Genomic DNA, 18634 nt, shown 5'->3' with positions numbered 1-18634 from the left:
TGCGCGTACATAAAAACAAAAAAAGAGCCATTATTTGCATTTACAAGCTCAATTTTGGCTGAATAATACAAATAACGGCAATATTTCGATTATTAAAATAGAATTCTCTAACTTTACGGCGATTACGTAGTTGCTGAATGTGTAATGATATGACCGTGATGCCAATAAACTATCTAACTTAAAATGTGCATACATATTAGTCACCCTGACTCTAACTGGTCTACTCTGTCGGGTGGAAAGAAGAATTACTATGGCATCACTATACAAACGTGGTAAAACGTGGACTGCGGTAGTTTCTGTCGTTGAAGATGGCAAACGGAACCGCTTAACCAAATCAGGCTTCAAAACAAAAAAAGACGCTGAACAATATGCTTATGATTTAGAGTCACAAAAGCATTTTGGCAAACGTCTTACAGCTTCAGAAATCACCTTTGCTGCATACTTTAAGAATTGGTACACTCATTATAAACAAGGACAAGTTCGTCCGTCAACTTTGCGCATGTATACAACTTTTGAGAACACTGTTAAAAATCTATTTGGTGACACTACTTTAAAAGAGCTTAACGCTAAGCTGCTACAAGCAAAAATTAGTGAATATTCGCTCTCGCATTCAAAAAACACCATGAAAATGTTAGTGAATGCGATTCGAACAAGCTTGAAAGATGCGGTCATTGATAACTACCTGCCCAAAGACCCTTCTGTAAGGCTCATATCTGGTGGCTACGACGGAAAACAACCGGATGACAAGTATCTAGAGGGTAATCAATTCAAACAGCTACAGCGGCACTTATATTCGCAATCAGACAAATTTTCGGCTATTACGTTGATTGGCTTAGAAACTGGTATGCGATTCGGCGAGATTATCGCATTGAATAAAGATGACATTAATTTACAAAATATGACCATCTCAATCACCAAAGCATTTTCCTCGCCAACTGGTCAAATCACGAAGCCGAAAAATTCACAATCAATCAGAAAAATAGCGATCAGTGAACAATTGGTAAATTACTTACGTGTTTATATGTTCAAAGTGAGAACAATGCAGTTGTTCGTTAATGATGGTCGCTACGCTGGTCAATACATGCAAGACTCTTACATGAATAAAATGTTCAAGCGAATTCTCGATAATGCTCATATTTCCAAGAAAATAACCTTTCACGGCCTTCGTCATTCACATGCTAGTTTTTTACTTGGAGCTGGAGTTGATATCGCATACGTTTCCCGACGGCTTGGGCACAAGAACACACTCGTTACTCAAAAGGTATATGCTCACATGTTATCGAGCCAACTGGCAGAAGAACAGGACAAGACGTTGTCAGCTCTAAGTCAACAAACGTCAACAAATGGCAAAACGAGTGCTCTAAAAGCCCGGTATAAAAGGATTTAATTCTTGCAATATTATACGCCGTATAGCATAATAAAGGTGTCAAATAGATATACTAACGGAGGATAAACTCATGAACACAGGGAAAAAATTATACAAATCAGATGATCGCATCATTGCTGGCGTTATCGGCGGCGTGGCCGATTACTTTAATATCGACCACACTTTAGCACGGATTGTGGTAGTCATCATCGGCTTATTCACAAACTTTGCGCTAGTAATTGCATACATCGTCGCGGCATTGCTTATGCCTGATAAGCCTAAGCGCACGCATCGTGAATCACGCGATGGTTCTTACACCAGTTACTACGATGCTAGTAACGAAGGCGACGTTCAATAGTTAAAAAGGAGTTGAGGCAATCGCCTCAACTCCTTTTGTTTACCTCTATATCTGGCGCCATTTCGGCTGACGTGAGATTGAATAACATTGGCCACTTTGCTCATCACAATATTGTACGTTGCCAGAAAATTTTCAAATGATCTTTCCGTTAATAATGGGCCACTTTTCACACCTATTTCTTGTAAGAACGCCTCGGCTTTTTCTTTATTACTAGAAACTTGAGTAATACCACGCTTCTTTTGAGCATCTTTCGTTAACCAATGCTTTTCTGATTTTGATTTAGTGACTATTGTCTTGTTTCGTCCAAAACCACGTTCAACGGCTAAATTCATACTTTTTTCAAACGACCGCCGTAGTTTACTTTTCCCAAGCGCAAGAAATAATACTTGTGCATTAGTTTTCTTCGCCCTAGACAGCACAGTATTAAAAGGAGTTGAGGCAATCGCCTCAACTCCTTTTGTTTACTTCTATTTATTCTAGTGCGGAATTGTCGTTTCTGGACTTTTCAGCCATCGAATTACTGATACTCTATTGTTAGCGTTGTTTTTCTCTTACTTGTTCAAAATATCATCAATCATTTTGAGCTCTTCAGCAGATAAATCAGCGTTTTCAGCGTATTTTAGGTTGTCTAACAAGTGATTAGTGTGTGATGCACCAATCACGACTGAAGGCACGCGTTCGTCCTTGAGTAACCATGCTAGCGCCATTTGTGAAAGCTTTTGACCACGCTGCTTAGCAATATCATTCAAGGCGTTTAACTTCGCTACCACCTTGTCGCTACCACCTTCACCAAGCATCGCTTTGTTTGACCAGTGTAATGGCATATCAGCTGGAATACCATCTAAGTACCGATCAGTTAGCAAGCCTTCAGCCAATGGGCCATATGGGATTACGCCTGCGTGGTGCTTGGCAGCGGCTTCGAGCAAACCATCTGCTTCAACTTCACGGTTCAACATGTTGTATGAAACTTGGTTACCAACAAATGGTGTGTGCAATTCTTCAAAGATTTCGGCAATTTCGTTGAATTGTTCGGTCGTGTAATTTGAAACCCCAACGTACAATGCCTTACCTTGACGGACCATTAAATCCATCGCTTCGGCGGTTTCGCGCACATTAACTTCTGGATCCCACTTGTGAGCATAAAAAATGTCAACGTAATCCAAGTGCATGCGTTGCAGTGAAAGATCCATCGCTTGCATTACTGATTTTTTTGACATTGATTCCCCAAAAGGACCTGGGAACAAGTGGAAGCCGGCTTTAGTTGTGATAACCAATTCGTTACGGTATGGCTTTAAGTCCTTTTCAAATACGTAACCAAATGTTTCTTCGGCCGTCCCATTAGTTGGGCCGTAGTTTGATGCATTATCAAATGAGAAAATCCCATTATCAAAGGCGTTCAAAATCACTTCGCGGGAATTACTGAGTGGTTGTTGGTCACCCAAGTTACGCCACAAGCCAAATGATAAGCTTGGTAACAACATCCCCGTGTCGGCAACTCGATTATAAGGTAACTTTTCGTAACGATCTTCTGCAGCTGCAAAAACCATGATTTAATATCCTCCAAAAATACGTTTTATCTTTAACTATCCGTTGTCTTGTTCTTTGATTGCCCCAATGGCTGCCGCTAGCTGTGTACCAGCGATAATACCACCCTTCGTAATCAATTGTTCCATTGGAAAATCCAAAATTGGTCGATTAGCGAGTGTGGGTTGTAATAATTGACCATTCTCTAAAATTAAACGGTCGCCGGCAATCATTGTTTTGGTTGCAATGTGATAAAGCGCCAGCATCCCGGCCACGTTCACAAGGACCAGTAATTCACCATTAAATTCCAGCACAGTTTCGTCAGCGATGAATTTAATATTGGTCGTAAACGGTAATTGGATTGGGTCGAGCACCTCATGCGTTCCCATAATTACCAATTCGGGATAATCGGCGACAAATGAACTCAAGTTACCAATCGCATGTTCATTTGCGCTCGTAACCAGCACCCCAAACAAATGCATCCCTGCTAACTCAGCAGTATTTGCAAGTGATTGGATGACCGTCCGATAATGTTTTGTTATCCCTGTATCAATTAACGTATACCGATTACCGTTCGTCAAGACCGTCAAATACTGCCATTCACCGCCAAATTCGACTGGTAGCGCCAAAATATTATCTGCTACGCGCACCGCTTTCATAATTATAATCCTTCAGCTAAGTAATTTCTGACCATCTGCAACATTTCAGCGTTAAATTCGCTACCTTGCAACATACCATCATGATACGCAATCACATTTTCAATGGGAAGCTCAGCTAGCTTGGCCACCGAATCAATGGCAGTTGGGTAGTCGGGCGTGTTCTGCGGTGCTGGCGGCGTTAATTTGTCGCCATCAATACGTAACGCATCCCCAGTGATTAACAATTTGTCTTGTGCATCATACAATGACATGTGCCCTGGCGTGTGGCCTGGGGTCGCAACAAACTGCCATGTTCGCCCAAATGTCATGGTATCGCCATCGCTAACAATTTTGGTGACGTTATCATTGGCGCGGCCAAATTTATCTTGGAAAGCAGCGGGTAGCGTTTGCATCCGTTCCGGTGTTAACTTAACAAATGGCTGTTCACCATTCAAGTATGAAACTTCTTCGTCTAAGGCAATTACGAGGGCTTCTGGATAATCGTTTAGAATCGCTGCGACGCCACCAATGTGATCAAAATCTTGGTGAGTCAAAATAATCCCGACCAACTCTTTTTCACCGAGGCCATCTGCAACGAGCTCTTCTTTAATGAGTGGCCAACCACCTGGCAGCCCACTATCAACAAGCATAATTTGGTCTTCGTTAACTAAAACCGGTAGCCGAAATGAAAATGGGTGGCCACCTAAATCAGCCGTAATGTGTAAAACATGGAGATTTTTATTGATTTGCATAAAGCGCCTCCTTATTTAGTCGGTCGTAGTCTCGCGGACAATTTCGGCATCCAACAAACGAATCAAGAGACGCTTACGGGCCCGTGGGCGTTCGATGGCTTTCGTGTAAATCGCATGCTTAGCTTGAACGAGTTGCCATTCTGCCTCAAAATTGGGGTTAGTTTGTGCTTGTGCTGCTAAATATTCTTCTAAAGTCATGGTATTCACCTCATTAATTTTTTATTAATCTAATAGTTTTATTTTACCAATATTAATGCCAAAAACCTATGAAAATAGCTCAAATTCGCAATTTACGTGAATTTATACACTGGGCCATCTTCGGTATTTTGCACGTCCACGGTTAAATCATAGTCATGAAACAGCCATTCGTCACGCTCGTTGATGTAAAACATGATCCCGGCTTGGCGCACTAAAACGATTGGGTCAAGCGGTTCAGCATCGCGAGACAGCGCTACTGAAAATCCTTGATGCACATTGGTCGTGCCATACGTTTTTCCGTAAAAGCGCACTCCATCACCTGATTTTAACGCCATTTCATTTTGAAACCACTCAAGTGCTTGTTCCGTAATTACTAACTTCATCTTTCCCCGCCCCCGATCTTCAAGTGTTCACAGCCTTACAAGTTCTATTATAATAGAAAATTCACAAAAAAATAGCACTTTAACACTTGTACGTTACTCAATGCCGTGCTACATTTATCTTGCTATATTTAGAAAAAGGACGTGAATAAAAAATGGCTGAAGACAAACAATTTCCTATGACCCAAGATGGTAAGGAAAAACTTGAAGCAGAATTAAACGATATGATTATGGTAACGCGTGGTGAAATTACCAAGCGTATCCAAATCGCCCGCTCTTTTGGTGACCTTTCTGAAAACTCAGAATACCAATCAGCAAAGGACGAACAAGCCTTCGTTGAAGGACGCATCAAGACTTTGCAAAACATGCTCCAATACTCAGTAATTATCGATTCAGATGCAATTGCGGCTGACGAAGTTGCTATCGGTAAAACTGTTACTTTTAAGGAATTACCCGACGAAGAACCTGAAACATACGCAATTGTCGGTGCCGTTGAAGCTGATCCTTTGAGCGGTAAAATTTCAAATGAATCACCAATCGCAGCGGCCCTTAACGGTCACAAAGTTGGCGAAAAGATTGCCGTTCCATTGCCAAACGGTGGCTCAATGGACGTTGAAATCATTAAAGTTGAAAACAACTAATGCAAAAGCGTAAACCAGTATGATTTGGTTTACGCTTTTTTGTTGTTGGAATTGAATAAACTTGGCCACTACGTGCCAGCAAATTACTTGGCGCACCACGCTGGAAGCAGCCTCCCAAGCCAAAGTTCGGTCTTGGTCGGTTCGGACAAGCTGGGAGTCTAAGGAATAAATTCCTTAGACTCCTCATCTTATCCTCAGCGGAAATATGTGATTCACACATATTCCCCCAGTCGCGGTGTAAAGGCTGCGCCCACCAAGCAATTCGCCGGCACTCCGTTAGTTAGTAATAATTTTCAGACTAGCAAAAAGTCGCTGTTCGCTGAAAATCATTGAAAACCAACTGAGTGACTGAAAATCACTTTGTGGCCGGCAGGCTTTACACCGAAATGGGACGAACCTGACACCACGTGTCGGGTTTGTCGCTGAGGGTAGATGAGCAGTCTTTTGGCTTTAGCCATTAGACTGCCAGCTATCCCGAATTGCCAAAGACCGCCCTTTGGCTTGGGCATGTGCTTCCATCTCGGTGCACAATGTGATTTTCTGGCACGCAGTGGCATCATACATCTCATCACATTTTATAAATTCCACGTCAGACGGAATAGAACCGAAATAATCCGCATGAAACTTGTTAGACACAACAAAAAAGCACACTTACCTTGCTCATGGGTAAATGTGCTTTTTAAAACTTTCGCATCGAAAAACTTCAACGTACGCATTGTTATAGTATTCTTCGATATCTCTAATTCTATCTTATTTGCTAGTAATTATGCAAATTTTAGCATAAGGTATCACTCAATCTTCAAACTTACTTCACATTGTAACTGTTTTTGTCTACTAATTTACTTAATTTTAATTGGATAATGCATAAATTGGATTTATTTGACCTTTTTTTATCACTCCAATTTAACTTATAGTTTACACTTGTCGTTGTGCGCTTTTGCTTGATTTTCTTATTAAAATATTGGCAGTTTTTTTATATTGATTTCGGATACTAATCGCCTTGATCCATTTTCCCTTGTACTTTACTTTGTGGATTCTAATGACATCTTCAGAATTATTTTTGATTGGTAAACTATTACCACTATTAAAATGACCTAGCCGAAATAGATTCCCTTTGGCTTGGCCATTTAACATCACTGTCGCTTGATTAATCCCGTTTTATTAAAGGTCCGTGCCACGTAGTATCCTTTTGGGAAACTTTTAGTTTTGTTAAATTGATAGTAAGAACCGCGTAATTTTTTCGGTACTGTCAGGTGAACATTTGGTCGCGCGCTTGAACTAGTTCTCTTACTTGCGGTGACGGCCCCCACCGAAAGCTGTTGCACATTTTTCAAGAGTGGAAGAAACTTAGGCCTTTGGTTATTTAGGCTTAATTTATTCTAACGTTGGATTATCAGTTCTATACTTTTGTGTAAGTACATCACTAAATCGGTTATAACTGATTTGAGTGAATCTGCAATCTGTGGTTGGTAATCGTTTTTCGCTAGTTTGAGTATTATTACTAACTAACGGAGTGCCGGTAAATTGCTTGGTGGGCGCAGCCTTTACACCGCGACTGGGGTGATATGTGTGCAACACATGTCGCCGCTGAGGATGAGATGAGGAGTCTTAGGGATTTATTCCTTAGACTCCCAGCTTATCCGAACCTCACAAGACCGCATTTTGGCTTGGGAGGTTGCTTCCAGCGCGGTGCGCCAAGTAATTTACTGGCACGCAGTGGCAAATTTTATTCAATCCTACATCAGGATAGAGCCATTATGTATGAAAAAAATGCTCACCTCACGTATGAGATGGGCATTTTTGATTATATATTACAAGTTAATCTTGGCGAATGCTTCGTCAGCAATGTCCTTCAATGCCTTAGCAGAAGCAGCCATCTTGGTTGCTTCGCTATCTGACAATGGAGTTTCGATTACTGAAGCAACACCTTGGTTGTTGATGATTGCTGGTGTACCGATGTAGATATCGTTCAAGCCGTATTGGCCGTCCATATATGCGCCAACTGGTAACACAGCGTTTTCGTTCTTCAAGATTGCTTTTGAAATACGCATCAAGGCAGTAGCAACACCGTAGAAAGTGGCACCCTTGCGGTCAATGATTTCGTAAGCCTTGTGAGCAGTTGCGTAAAGAATTGCATCCAAATCTTCGTCAGAGATGTTAGCGTCCTTAGCAAAGGCCTTAATTGAACGACCACCGATAGTAGCTTCGTCAAAGTTAGCGAATTCTGAATCACCGTGTTCACCCAAGATGTAAGCATCAACGGAACGTGGGTCAACGTTGAACTTCTTACCCAAGTCAGCACGCAAACGTGCAGTATCGAGTGAAGTACCTGAACCAAAGACACGCGTAGTTGGCAAACCTGACAACTTTTGTGCGGCAAGAGTCAAGATATCAACTGGGTTAGCAGCAACCAAGATGATACCGTCGAAGCCTGAGGCCATCAATGGTTCGATGATTGACTTCATAATACCCAAGTTCTTATCAACTAAGTCCAAACGAGTTTCACCAGGCTTTTGTGGTGCACCTGCAGTGATAACTACCAAGTCAGCGTCGCCGGCGTCTTCGTAACCACCACCGTAAATGTTCTTAGGTGCAGTGAAGGCTTGGGCATCTTCAATGTCCATTGCGTCCCCAACAGTGCGTTCCTTGAACACGTCAACAATAACGAATTCTTCAGCTAAACCTTGTTGTGCCATGGCAAATGCGTATGATGAACCAACCGCACCGTCACCGACTAAAACTACTTTATGATGTTGTAATGACATGAGAAACATTCCTCCAAATATATGTCTACGGTCTTTATTGACCGGACTATTAACTACTTATTTATATCATTGTTTCGCCTAATAATCTAGCGATATTCGCAATTTTTACAACTGCAACCGTTTCCAGTACCAAATTTTTTCGGTAGAACAATGCAATACATTTATATCTTAGGACCATTGTTGGGCAGATGCAATCATAACGCCTTAAATTTTTAATTCGATTGCTTCGCCCAAACTTAGTGAATACAAGACAACGTGACTCACTGGCAGTGATTGCATTGCGGCTAGGGCTTTGGCGTATAGCCGTAGTTGCCCTTGATAACGCGCAAGTAATTCAGCTTGCCCGCCGACTTTATTATTTGGCCGGATATAATCAGTTTTATAATCGAATAAAACTACCTGCTGATCTGGCGTCGTAAAGTAGCCATCCATAATCCCGTGAATTAAAATCCGTTCATCGCCACCAGAATAATTCTGATAAATATCCCGGGCATGCATCAACAAACTAAATGGCTGTTCCCGTTTAACTGTGGCAGCATTTGCTTGTAACTGCTTGCCAAAACTACTTGTAAACAGGGTCAAAAGCGTATCTACACGAATTAACGTCCCGATATCATTGGTAATAATCTGTTGTTGCACCAAACGGTCAATCTCCGCCTCAATCACTGCCCGTGTAATCGGTTTGGTCAAATCAAGCTGTTGCAAAACTAAGTGAGTCGCTGAACCAACCGCAGTTGCCGATGGCCGGTTTTCACCCTGCGCAATAAATTCAGGTTGGGCAAAATCATTGTCGGCCACTAAACGATTACCCTCTGATTGCCCCGCTCCATCTAAAACTAATTGTGGTGCTTGTAAAACGTCAGGATCATCGAAAAGCCGTTTAACTTCACTGACACTTTGATAAGCGGTCGTTTGCGTTGCCGCAACGTGATTATATTGATACTCCAAGATCTGACGCATTTGTTCAAAGTCAGCGGACACCGCCGCGTGTTGTTCCGGTTCAACCGAATTTTCAGCGCCCAGTGGATTCATGCCGCCAGCAACATGTAACGCTTGTACCTTGGTACCATCAAAAAACTCAACTTGCATTTCACTAGGATTGGCTACTAATTTGCGGTTTGGTGTGACCTCATCAAAAATCGTTGGGAAATTAGGATGCCGCACGATGCCCATTCCGAGCCAGTCCATGAAATTATTGGCTTTCAGCCGGACATATTCTGGTAGAACTAAATCTGGCGTTAAGTCGCCTTGTAACCAGCGGTCTTTGACTTGTTGCGCTGAATCATAGGCCCCAACAATATAAAGTTGTTGTTCCGCCCGTGTTAACGCGACGTATAAGACCCGCATTTGTTCCGCCCAGATTCGGCGTTTTTGTTTTAAGCGAATCAAGGCTTGTTGTGGGGTATCCATAAGCAAGCGTGTCGTTGGTTCCATGTACGTCATGGCAACCCCTTCGTCCGCGTCAATTATCAAATTTTGCCGTAAATCCATTTCGTTGAATTTGTGCGTGGCATCTAATAAGAATACGATTGGGAATTCCAGTCCTTTTGAACCGTGAATTGTCATTACCTGCACTGCATTTTCCGTTACTTCGGCTGAAGCAACGGCTAAATCCTTATCATTTTTACGTAATTGTTCAACGTAACTGATGAAGCGGAACAAACCAATATAACTGCTCTGCTCAAAGCTTTGGGCACGTTCATAAAGTGCATGCAGATTAGCTTGCCGTTGTAGTCCAGCTGGCATACCACCAACATACTCGAGGTAACCGGTATCCTCATAGACCCGCCAAATCAATTCAACGAGTTTGTTTTGCTGTGCAGCTTCACGCCAAGTAGCAAGCTGCGTCATAAATTTGGTCAACTGCTCATTTACTTGCCGGCCGAAAGTCCCACTCATCGCTTCAATTTCAGAACCAGCATCCGCAAATTTTTCTAAAAATAATTGGAGCGCCTCATAAAAATTACCGCTTTTTTTCACGGCTCGAATCAAAGCTAGGCCGTTTTCATCTAGACCAACAATTGGTGAGCGCAACGTTGCCACCAACGGAATGTCTTGGTACGGATTATCAATCACCTGCAATAAGCTCAGCATGACATTAATTTCCGTCGTTTGGAAATAATTGTCCGCATCGTTAATTGCCACTGGGATATTTTCTTGCTTAAAGATATCTAACAATTTCAAATTAGCTTTACGCGTTGATTCCAAAATCGCAATATCTGACCACTGAACTGGACGCATTGCTTGGGCTTTACGATCATAGACTTCACCGGCAGTAATTAACTGCTGGATTTGTTGGGCGACAATTAATAGTTGTCCTGTCATTTTGTCTGGTACAACTTGCGCTGTATCAGTTACTTCATCACCCGCTTCTTCGAGGTAAACCATCATCGTAGCGGTCTGTGGTAATTCACTTGGATAATCGGTGGCACCAGCGACTAACTTTGCGGGTCCGTCATAACTCAAATCACCAAGTTGTTTATCCATTAATTGCGTAAAAATTAAATTGGTAAAGTTCGTGACATTGGCTTGGGACCGGAAATTTTCCGCCAACACGATTCGCTGACCGTCTTGATTATCAGATTCACCAAACTTTTCGTACTTAGCCGTAAACAAACTTGGATCAGCCAGACGAAAGCCGTAAATTGATTGCTTAACATCCCCCACCATAAACATGTTGTGCCCGTTACTCAAGGCACTCAAGACCGTTTCTTGCAATGGGTTAATGTCTTGATATTCATCGACCATTACTTCGCGGAACCGTGCCTGTAAGGTTTGTGCAGTCACATTATCACTCAAAATTTCTAATGCAAAATGTTCCAAGTCACTAAAGTCCAAGACTTGTTTTTTACGTTTAGTCGCATTAAATGCCGCGGTAAACGCTTTGACAACTTTCACTAATTCAGCAACCGCGTCGCCAGTCTTAGCCAAAACTTGGAGCAAACTGTTTTCATCCAGCAAGAAAAAATCATCACGCAATTTCGTCATTTCCGTTTTCACATTATCGCGAATATTTTTGGATAGCGTTAAAGCGTCTTTGGCGTCTGGATCCATGTCTTTACCGGCGCGACCTTGAATAGTTGGCCAAGCAAAGTTGGCGATGGTTTGCCGAATTTCATCCCATTCGCCTGTCAGCAATTGACCAGTAACGGCATTGAGTAATGTCGCTTCCTCTTGGAATTGGGCAAGGCGTTTGGCAATATTTTTATCATCATCAAAAACTTGTAATTCCAAGATGGCGTTGTTGTATTGTTCAACCGACCGTGCAAGTGTGCTTTTTAGTTCCGGCTGAAGCTTTGATTTATAAAAATCACTAGCAACAAAATGCCCATCTGCGAGTGCGTAATGCTGGGCAAGCGTATCTAACCAACCGTCAAAATCAGGGCGTGCGTTGGCAAAATCATACAATTCCAACACTGCCTGTTGCATACCGTTATCGTTACGGTCAGTTGAGAGTGTTTCGACCAAATCACCGAATTGATCATCAGTTTCATATAAATCATTAAACACGATTTCCAAGACGTCTTGTTGCATCAATTCGACTTCGGCAGTATCAGCAAGCAAACGAAACTGTGGGTCCAAGTCAATTACATGGTAGTAGTTTTCAATTAATCGGAGTGCAAATGCATGCAATGTCGAAATGTTTGCATTAGGCAATAATATTAATTGCTGTTGTAAATAAGTTAATCTAGCGGCGTTTTCCGGTTTTTGGATCGCATCCTTCAATGCGACTTCAATCCGGTCGCGCATTTCTCTGGCGGCAGCTTCCGTGAACGTAACAATCAATAATTGATCCACGCTGACTGGGTCAGTTGGCGATAATATTTTTTCAATCACCCGGGCAACTAAGACTGTCGTTTTCCCGGATCCTGCGGAAGCAGAGACTAATATATTATGGCCACTTTCAACGACCGCGCGTTGCTGATTGGGCGTAAATTTAGGCATTGTTCCCCTCCTTTTCAGCTTGTAGTAGCGCCAAGATTTCTTTGCTTGATAGGCTTTCAATCAAGTGATATTTATTATCAATTAGCGCATCAAAACTCATCACTGGTTTGAACGGTGAATACTGGAGCGCCGTTTTTTGATCGGACCATTTAGCTGGAAAGATTGGAAATTCCCCAGCTAAAATATTGGCACCCGTTGCAATTAAGATTGCTTGGTTATGTTCTAACAATAGTTCTAGATCACTTTCTGCAATCAAATCACCGGTTTTACTAAAGTCACCGTTGGCTTTTATTTTGAAGCCAAAATGTTTAGCTGCGCCGTTTTCTTCAAGTCCATCATCCAAACTACTTAAGAAATCTGGATTTTCAACTAATAAACCATGATATTGAAACGCTTCCTGCTGAGCTTTGGTGGCGACTTCAAGTCCCGCTGCATCGAGCACATCTGGCAACCATTGTTTACTACTTAAGTCTTTTAACTTCGTTTTGGGATTATAAATATGCGCAAACACGGCACCACCAATTTCAATTGGTTTGGCAAACTGGTGCGCATTTAGTTGGAGCGCCTGCAAGTATGTCAGCAGTTGCAACGCCATCCCATGATAGGCATCCCGGTAATCGAATTTTTTATCACCGGACTTATAATCGACCACCGAGACAAACAATTTCTCGCCGACTTGATCAACATCCACGCGATCGATTTTTCCCCGAATATCGAGTTTACGGCCTTGACCTAAATCATATACTAGCGGTTGCCAACCTTTCGTTGAGTTAATTCGCCCAAATTGCACTTCAGTTGCAAATGGCACACTATTGTTAGCGCGACTGGCACTAACAATGCCACTGAACGTCGTTTGGAGCGTATTGACTAATTGCCGTTGAATATACTGTAACCGTGGTGAACTTTGCAAAATTTTGAACGTGGGATCCATTAGGACGAGCCCACTTAACTCGTTAACCAATGCCGTTGCTGCTTGCTTTGATAATTGGCCAGGTGTCTGATCTTCTGCAATTAGCCGCTTCATAATTAAATCCAACACACTATGGAAAAACTGACCCGTATCAGCCGGACTAAGTTCAAAGACTTGGCGTTCTTGAAGGCGTAACCCATACCGTAAAAAATACTCGTATGGATTATTGTTATACGCCTCTAATTGTGAAATTGAAGTATGCAATTCCTGACCAAATAACGCATTCACAAATTCTGGCCGCAGTTGCACTGCTTGATTGTGATAATTTAATGCGGTCATCACACTTTGCATAATTGGTTCTTTTTCCAGTAGGTACCGATATAACGCATTCCAGCCGGGCGCAAATGGCTGTTGCTGGGTGGTTAGTTCACGTGCTAATTCAGCAACATAGCTAACCGCTGAGCGTGGTGTTCCAATATATTGCCATAACTGTTCATCAGTAGTTGGTTTTAACGGACTCGCAGTCCACTGACCGATTGGTAAATTGAACGCTTGTTGAATTTGTGCGTAGTATGGCGACATCAACTGTGGTTTGTCACTCGTATCTTTACTTGGAAAAGTCAGCACGACTGCCTGACTAGCGTGTAACCAACTCAAATAGGCAAGTAAGGGTTCTGCTGCCATTTGCTCGCGACTAGTATCCCGTAAGTACCGTGGCACTTCAAAATCAGCTAACATCGGGGTTAATTTTTCGCGGTCCGCATCGCTCAACAGCGCGTGGGTTTGAATTTGGGCTGGCAAATTTTGACGGGTACCACCAATCATAATTACTGCTTTGTAGTGATTCATTTGGACAATCCCGGCTTCAGAAATTTGAACCTTATCGATTGTTGAGGGAATCCCTGAGAATTTCGCCCCACTGAACCCCGCTAACAGAATTTCTAGGAAGTCATCGCTAGAAAATGGTTGGTCACCCCATAAATTAACGTATTCGTCGAGCGTGCTCGTGAGCATTTGCCAGACTTCTTCCGGTTGCCCGGCTGCAGTTATCTCACCTTGCTCAAGTTTTTGATTACGCCATTTTTGTAAAGTAACAATCACACCAAAATCATCTAACCAGTGATACAGCGCACTCGCTGCCTCGCGACCATTTTTTACCGCTTGCATCACATCCCGAAATTTAGTTAGCGCCGTCACTGTCAAATGTCTAATTTGGTTAATCTGTGTATTGCGTTTTGCTTCAGTGGGTGTGGGTTCCCAATCATCCTCTGAACCAAATGAACCGTGTGCTACCCAAGCTTTAGTACTTTCCCAATCATCGCGGCGTGGATTATTCGCTAAAATATAGTTTTCCGTCACATCCAAAGCATCCCGAAATTCAGGCGCCGTCATGTCAGTTGGTACTAATAATTCAGTTTTTAATAGCCGCATCAGCGGTTGGTACGCGTACGAATCTTGTAATGTAAACAGTGCCCCGATGAATTCCACTAAGGGGTGACTCTTCATGGCATAGTCTAAATCCGTAAAAATCGGGATTTGATAGCGGTTAAAGGTTGGCGCAATCATTGTGGCATACTGCGTCAAATCGCGCGCAATCACCAAAACATCGCGGTAACGAAAATCAGGCCGCACCGCAACCCACTGCCGAATCATGCGTGCAACTTGTTCAAGCTCGGTTTGGCGTGAATCGGCCCGATAAATTTGTATCGGTTTTAAATTGTCAGTAGCCGCTAATTCCGGTTGCTTCGTTACGCGCCCGGTTTGTTGTAATTCAAGCCAAAATTTTTCTAACGCTAACAAGCCAGGTTGCATGCCGAGTCGGGGCGTATTAACCACTTCGGTGCGCACTGAAATTGCATGCATTTTAGCCCAATCGGTTAATTCAGCCATGATTTTTTTAGGCCGGTTAAACAATGCTCCTTGTAATGGCTGATCATCGGCAATCATTGCGATTGTGACATCGGCTTTTTTGATCAATACTTCAACGATTTCGCGCTCTTGAATGGTAAACGCTGAAAAACCTTCAAAATAAAAGTGCGCCGTACTTAAATCAGCCTGTTGCAACCACTGACTAAAGATGTTCATCATGTCCGCACTCGTTAACAACACATCCCCGAGTGCACCTTGGAGGGCATCGGCAATTATCGCCAAATCGTGCAGTTTAGCGCTCAATTCGTAATCACTGGCCTCAATCGATGCAATCTGTAGCAGTTCGGTTCCCGTGATTTGGGACATTCTTAATTCACTAATTTGTTGTGCTAATTGGTCAATAAATCCGGGCTTGCGTGCGAGCTGTTGGAAAATTGTTAGCGTATCAACTTTTTCGACTAAGACGCGCTTTACTAGCATAAAGAGCCCCGCCGAACTCAAGCGTTTCGTCCGATATGCCGGCGTATTTGCCATAAAATACCACGCTAACCGCGTTAACGAAAATACTTGTAACTGGCTTTCCGCTAATAGTTCTGTGTTCGGATGCCGAAGTGTTCCATAGCGGGTCAGAATTTCAACTTCAGATTCAAATTTAATGTGGTTTGGAACGAGGTAAAAAAGCTGTTCATTCGGAGTGGTCGTTGCTTGTTCGTTGACCTTGGTGAGCATTGCCCCTTGGTGATCGCGGCTCGCACTCCCGGTTATAAATGTTAATGTCATCAGTTCCCCCTTAAATTACCGTTAATTTCAGACGCTCGGATGCCCGCATTTGCTTCGATAAACAATGCTGGTCGTTTTTTTAGTTTATTTTATGCCATTACCAAGTACACCCTAATACATCCATGTTCCTAGATAATTATTAGTGGCATAACTTAAATCGTGCCGCGTTACGGATTTACCTGGATAGTTATGTAACTTGCAAATTTCCTGCAAAAACCACCATGTGTATTAGCAACTATCATTATACAATAAATGATAAAAATATGCGAACTTTTGTTCTGTTCGAAAAAATAATTTGGCTGCTACTGCCATTGCGTTTTTACATTGGAATAATCGGCAGACTGCGCTTAGTTCATTCTATTATCCTTGAAATTTCGCAATTACACAATTGCATAACTTAAATAATTGGCGGGTATTAACAGAATGTTTTCGTTCCCACCCATCCGTCTAATACGCGCTGTTATCCACTCACACAACGCGACACAACAATATCCTGACACCGACCTCCGCATTCGTGAAATTAATCACTTATAATAAATAAGCGAAACCCATTGTAAACGTTTTCAATAACCACTATACTTAAGGTCATTAAAGAATAACGCCCTGCTAGTCATCTTTGCTGATACTTGCCACACCGCCTTTGACTGGTACCGAATTTTCGCGCTAGCAAACGCCGTGGCAGTGATTTTCACAATTAAGCACTAGCAGTGCAATAATATATTACGGGGGTTTTATATCATGACAGATACAATCAAAGCAAGTGTCGCTATGTTACGTGTGATTGAATCATATGGGGTCGACCATCTTTATGGCTTACCTGGGGGTTCATTTAGCACAACAATGGATGCATTGTACGACGAACAAGCCAAGTTGAAGTTTATTCAAGTTAAGCACGAAGAAGTCGGTGCAATGGCCGCTACTGCTGACGCCAAATTAACTGGTAAAATTGGGGTTGCCTTTGGGTCAGCAGGTCCTGGCGCGACACACTTATTTAATGGATTATATGATGCCAAAATGGACGGTGTGCCAATGTTGGCTTTGATCGGCCAAGTTAAGCAAAGTGCGATGAATTTTGATTCATTCCAAGAAATGGACGAAGTACCAATGTTTGGCGATGTTTCAGTATACAATCGTACTGTGACCACGGCGGAAAGTTTGCCACACGTGATTGATGAAGCTATTCGGATTGCCTACCAACAACACGGTGTAGCCACAGTAGTTATTCCGAATGATTTAGGTGCCAAATTAATTCCAGACACACCTTATTCCTCAGCTGAAAGTTACCGCGAACCAACCGCTACCATGGCACCAAATGAAGAAGATGTTTTGGCGGCTTTGAACTTAATCAAGTCTGCCAAGCGGCCGGTCTTATTTGTCGGAATGGGTGCCAAAAATGCACCCGACGAAGTAATTGCATTGGCCAAACGCCTTTCAATGCCAATTATTACCACGGCAATTGCCAAGGGTGTCTTACCTGACGATACGGAAATGCACCTTGGTTCTGCTAATCGGGTTGCACAAAAGCCAGCAAACGATGCCCTCAAGGAAGCCGATTTGGTCGTTATGATCGGTTCCAACTGGCCATTTGCGGTTGGTAATTTGTTACCAGAACAAAAATTCATCCAAATTGACAATGATTCATCCAAATTTGGCCGCCGGCACCACGTCGACGTTGGTATTTTAGCCGATGCGAAGGCCGTCATTGAACGCCTCTTAGCTTTGACTAAGGATAGCGAACCAACTGCTTGGTACAACGCTAACCTCGCTAATATCAAGAACTGGCGGGCTTACTTGACGATGATGATGAATCGGACCGATGCTGATGGTCCGCTGGGCGTTGAACCAGTATTCAAAGAAATTAACCGGATTAGTACTGCCGATGCCGTTTACGGGATTGATGTTGGTGATATTAATATGAATTCCGTTCGTTATTTGAACATGACCGGTGAACAAAAATGGGTCACCTCTGGTTTGTTTGCAACAATGGGCTACGGTGTCCCTGCCGCATTGGCTGGTAAGTTGAGTTTCCCAGATCGCCAAGTCTTTAATTTGGCTGGGGATGGTGCTTTCTCAATGGTCATGCAAGATATTGATACCGAAGTGCGCAACAACTTACAAATCATTAACGTCATCTTCACTAACCGTCAACTCGGCTTTATCGTTGACGAACAAGAAGATGCCCAACAACCAAGGTTTGGTGTTTACATGACGGACAATGACTATGCTAAAATAGCCGAAGCACAAGGTGCAATCGGAATTACCGTGACTAAGCAAAGTGAACTAGCAGCCGCGTTTGATCGTGCCCGCGATGCTGACAAGCCCGTCTTGATTGATGTCAAGGTTACAGCTGACCGCCCTATTCCAGTTGAAGCTCTTCAACTAGACCCTGCGAAATTCAGTGCCGAAGAAATCGCCACCTTCAAGGAACGTTATCATGCTGATGATTTAGTACCTTTCAGTGCTTTCTTGACAGAGTATGGCGTTGCTGAAAAATAAATTTATTAATTA

Annotated in this window: 13 protein-coding genes; 4 read left to right on the top strand and 9 right to left on the bottom strand. The window is 42.7% G+C overall.

Annotated features, from left to right (window positions below; all coding sequences use genetic code 11):
- Positions 1-250 precede the first annotated feature (250 nt).
- Positions 251-1387 carry a site-specific integrase gene (locus tag EQG49_RS12595; protein ID WP_133364313.1) on the top strand — a complete coding sequence of 379 codons (1137 nt, stop codon included), beginning with the start codon at positions 251-253 and terminating at the stop codon, positions 1385-1387.
- A gap of 70 nt (positions 1388-1457) precedes the next feature.
- The gene (locus EQG49_RS12590) at positions 1458-1724 is read left to right on the top strand and encodes a PspC domain-containing protein (RefSeq protein WP_133364312.1); all 267 of its coding nucleotides are present in this window, start codon (positions 1458-1460) and stop codon (positions 1722-1724) included.
- Here the strand turns inward: EQG49_RS12590 and EQG49_RS12585 are convergent.
- From EQG49_RS12585 to EQG49_RS12560, 6 genes are all read right to left on the bottom strand, one after another.
- On the bottom strand, positions 1718-2056 hold the full coding sequence (locus tag EQG49_RS12585) for a hypothetical protein (protein ID WP_133364311.1): 339 nt from the start codon (positions 2054-2056) through the stop codon (positions 1718-1720). The genes EQG49_RS12590 and EQG49_RS12585 overlap by 7 nt on opposite strands.
- 219 nt (positions 2057-2275) lie before the next feature.
- On the bottom strand, positions 2276-3271 hold the full coding sequence (locus EQG49_RS12580) for an aldo/keto reductase (protein WP_133364310.1): 996 nt from the start codon (positions 3269-3271) through the stop codon (positions 2276-2278).
- 36 nt (positions 3272-3307) lie between these two features.
- The gene (locus EQG49_RS12575; RefSeq protein WP_133364309.1) at positions 3308-3907 is read right to left on the bottom strand and encodes an MBL fold metallo-hydrolase; all 600 of its coding nucleotides are present in this window, start codon (positions 3905-3907) and stop codon (positions 3308-3310) included.
- Positions 3908-3909: 2 nt separating this feature from the next.
- The gene (locus tag EQG49_RS12570; protein ID WP_133364308.1) at positions 3910-4638 is read right to left on the bottom strand and encodes an MBL fold metallo-hydrolase; all 729 of its coding nucleotides are present in this window, start codon (positions 4636-4638) and stop codon (positions 3910-3912) included.
- A 15-nt stretch (positions 4639-4653) separates the two neighbouring features.
- On the bottom strand, positions 4654-4836 hold the full coding sequence (locus tag EQG49_RS12565) for a hypothetical protein (RefSeq protein ID WP_133364307.1): 183 nt from the start codon (positions 4834-4836) through the stop codon (positions 4654-4656).
- A gap of 92 nt (positions 4837-4928) precedes the next feature.
- Complete coding sequence (locus tag EQG49_RS12560; RefSeq protein WP_133364306.1) at positions 4929-5219, bottom strand: HesB/YadR/YfhF family protein; 291 nt, start codon at positions 5217-5219, stop codon at positions 4929-4931.
- A gap of 152 nt (positions 5220-5371) precedes the next feature.
- Here EQG49_RS12560 and greA point away from each other — a divergent pair, with 152 nt between their 5' ends.
- Positions 5372-5857 carry a transcription elongation factor GreA gene (greA, locus tag EQG49_RS12555; protein ID WP_133364305.1) on the top strand — a complete coding sequence of 162 codons (486 nt, stop codon included), beginning with the start codon at positions 5372-5374 and terminating at the stop codon, positions 5855-5857.
- Between the two features lie 1811 nt (positions 5858-7668).
- Here greA and EQG49_RS12550 read toward each other — a convergent pair.
- The 3 genes from EQG49_RS12550 to EQG49_RS12540 all read right to left on the bottom strand — a co-directional run bounded on the left by EQG49_RS12550 (position 7669) and on the right by EQG49_RS12540 (position 16126).
- Positions 7669-8622 (bottom strand): L-lactate dehydrogenase, encoded by a 954-nt coding sequence (locus EQG49_RS12550; RefSeq protein WP_133364304.1) that lies wholly within the window; start codon positions 8620-8622, stop codon positions 7669-7671.
- 204 nt (positions 8623-8826) lie between these two features.
- On the bottom strand, positions 8827-12567 hold the full coding sequence (addA, locus tag EQG49_RS12545; protein ID WP_133364303.1) for a helicase-exonuclease AddAB subunit AddA: 3741 nt from the start codon (positions 12565-12567) through the stop codon (positions 8827-8829).
- Positions 12560-16126 carry a PD-(D/E)XK nuclease family protein gene (locus tag EQG49_RS12540; protein ID WP_133364302.1) on the bottom strand — a complete coding sequence of 1189 codons (3567 nt, stop codon included), beginning with the start codon at positions 16124-16126 and terminating at the stop codon, positions 12560-12562. Before EQG49_RS12540 ends, addA begins: the two co-directional genes overlap by 8 nt.
- Positions 16127-16864: 738 nt before the next feature.
- On the opposite strand from EQG49_RS12540, the gene spxB reads away from it, so the two are divergent.
- Positions 16865-18622, top strand: coding sequence for a pyruvate oxidase (spxB, locus tag EQG49_RS12535; RefSeq protein ID WP_133364301.1), 1758 nt, complete (start codon positions 16865-16867; stop codon positions 18620-18622).
- The last annotated feature ends 12 nt before the right edge of the window (positions 18623-18634 follow it).

The organism is Periweissella cryptocerci, from assembly GCF_004358325.1.
In the GTDB taxonomy this organism is placed as follows: domain Bacteria; phylum Bacillota; class Bacilli; order Lactobacillales; family Lactobacillaceae; genus Periweissella; species Periweissella cryptocerci.
Note: the sequence above shows the minus strand (reverse complement) of the source record. Positions and strands in the feature narration are given on the sequence as shown.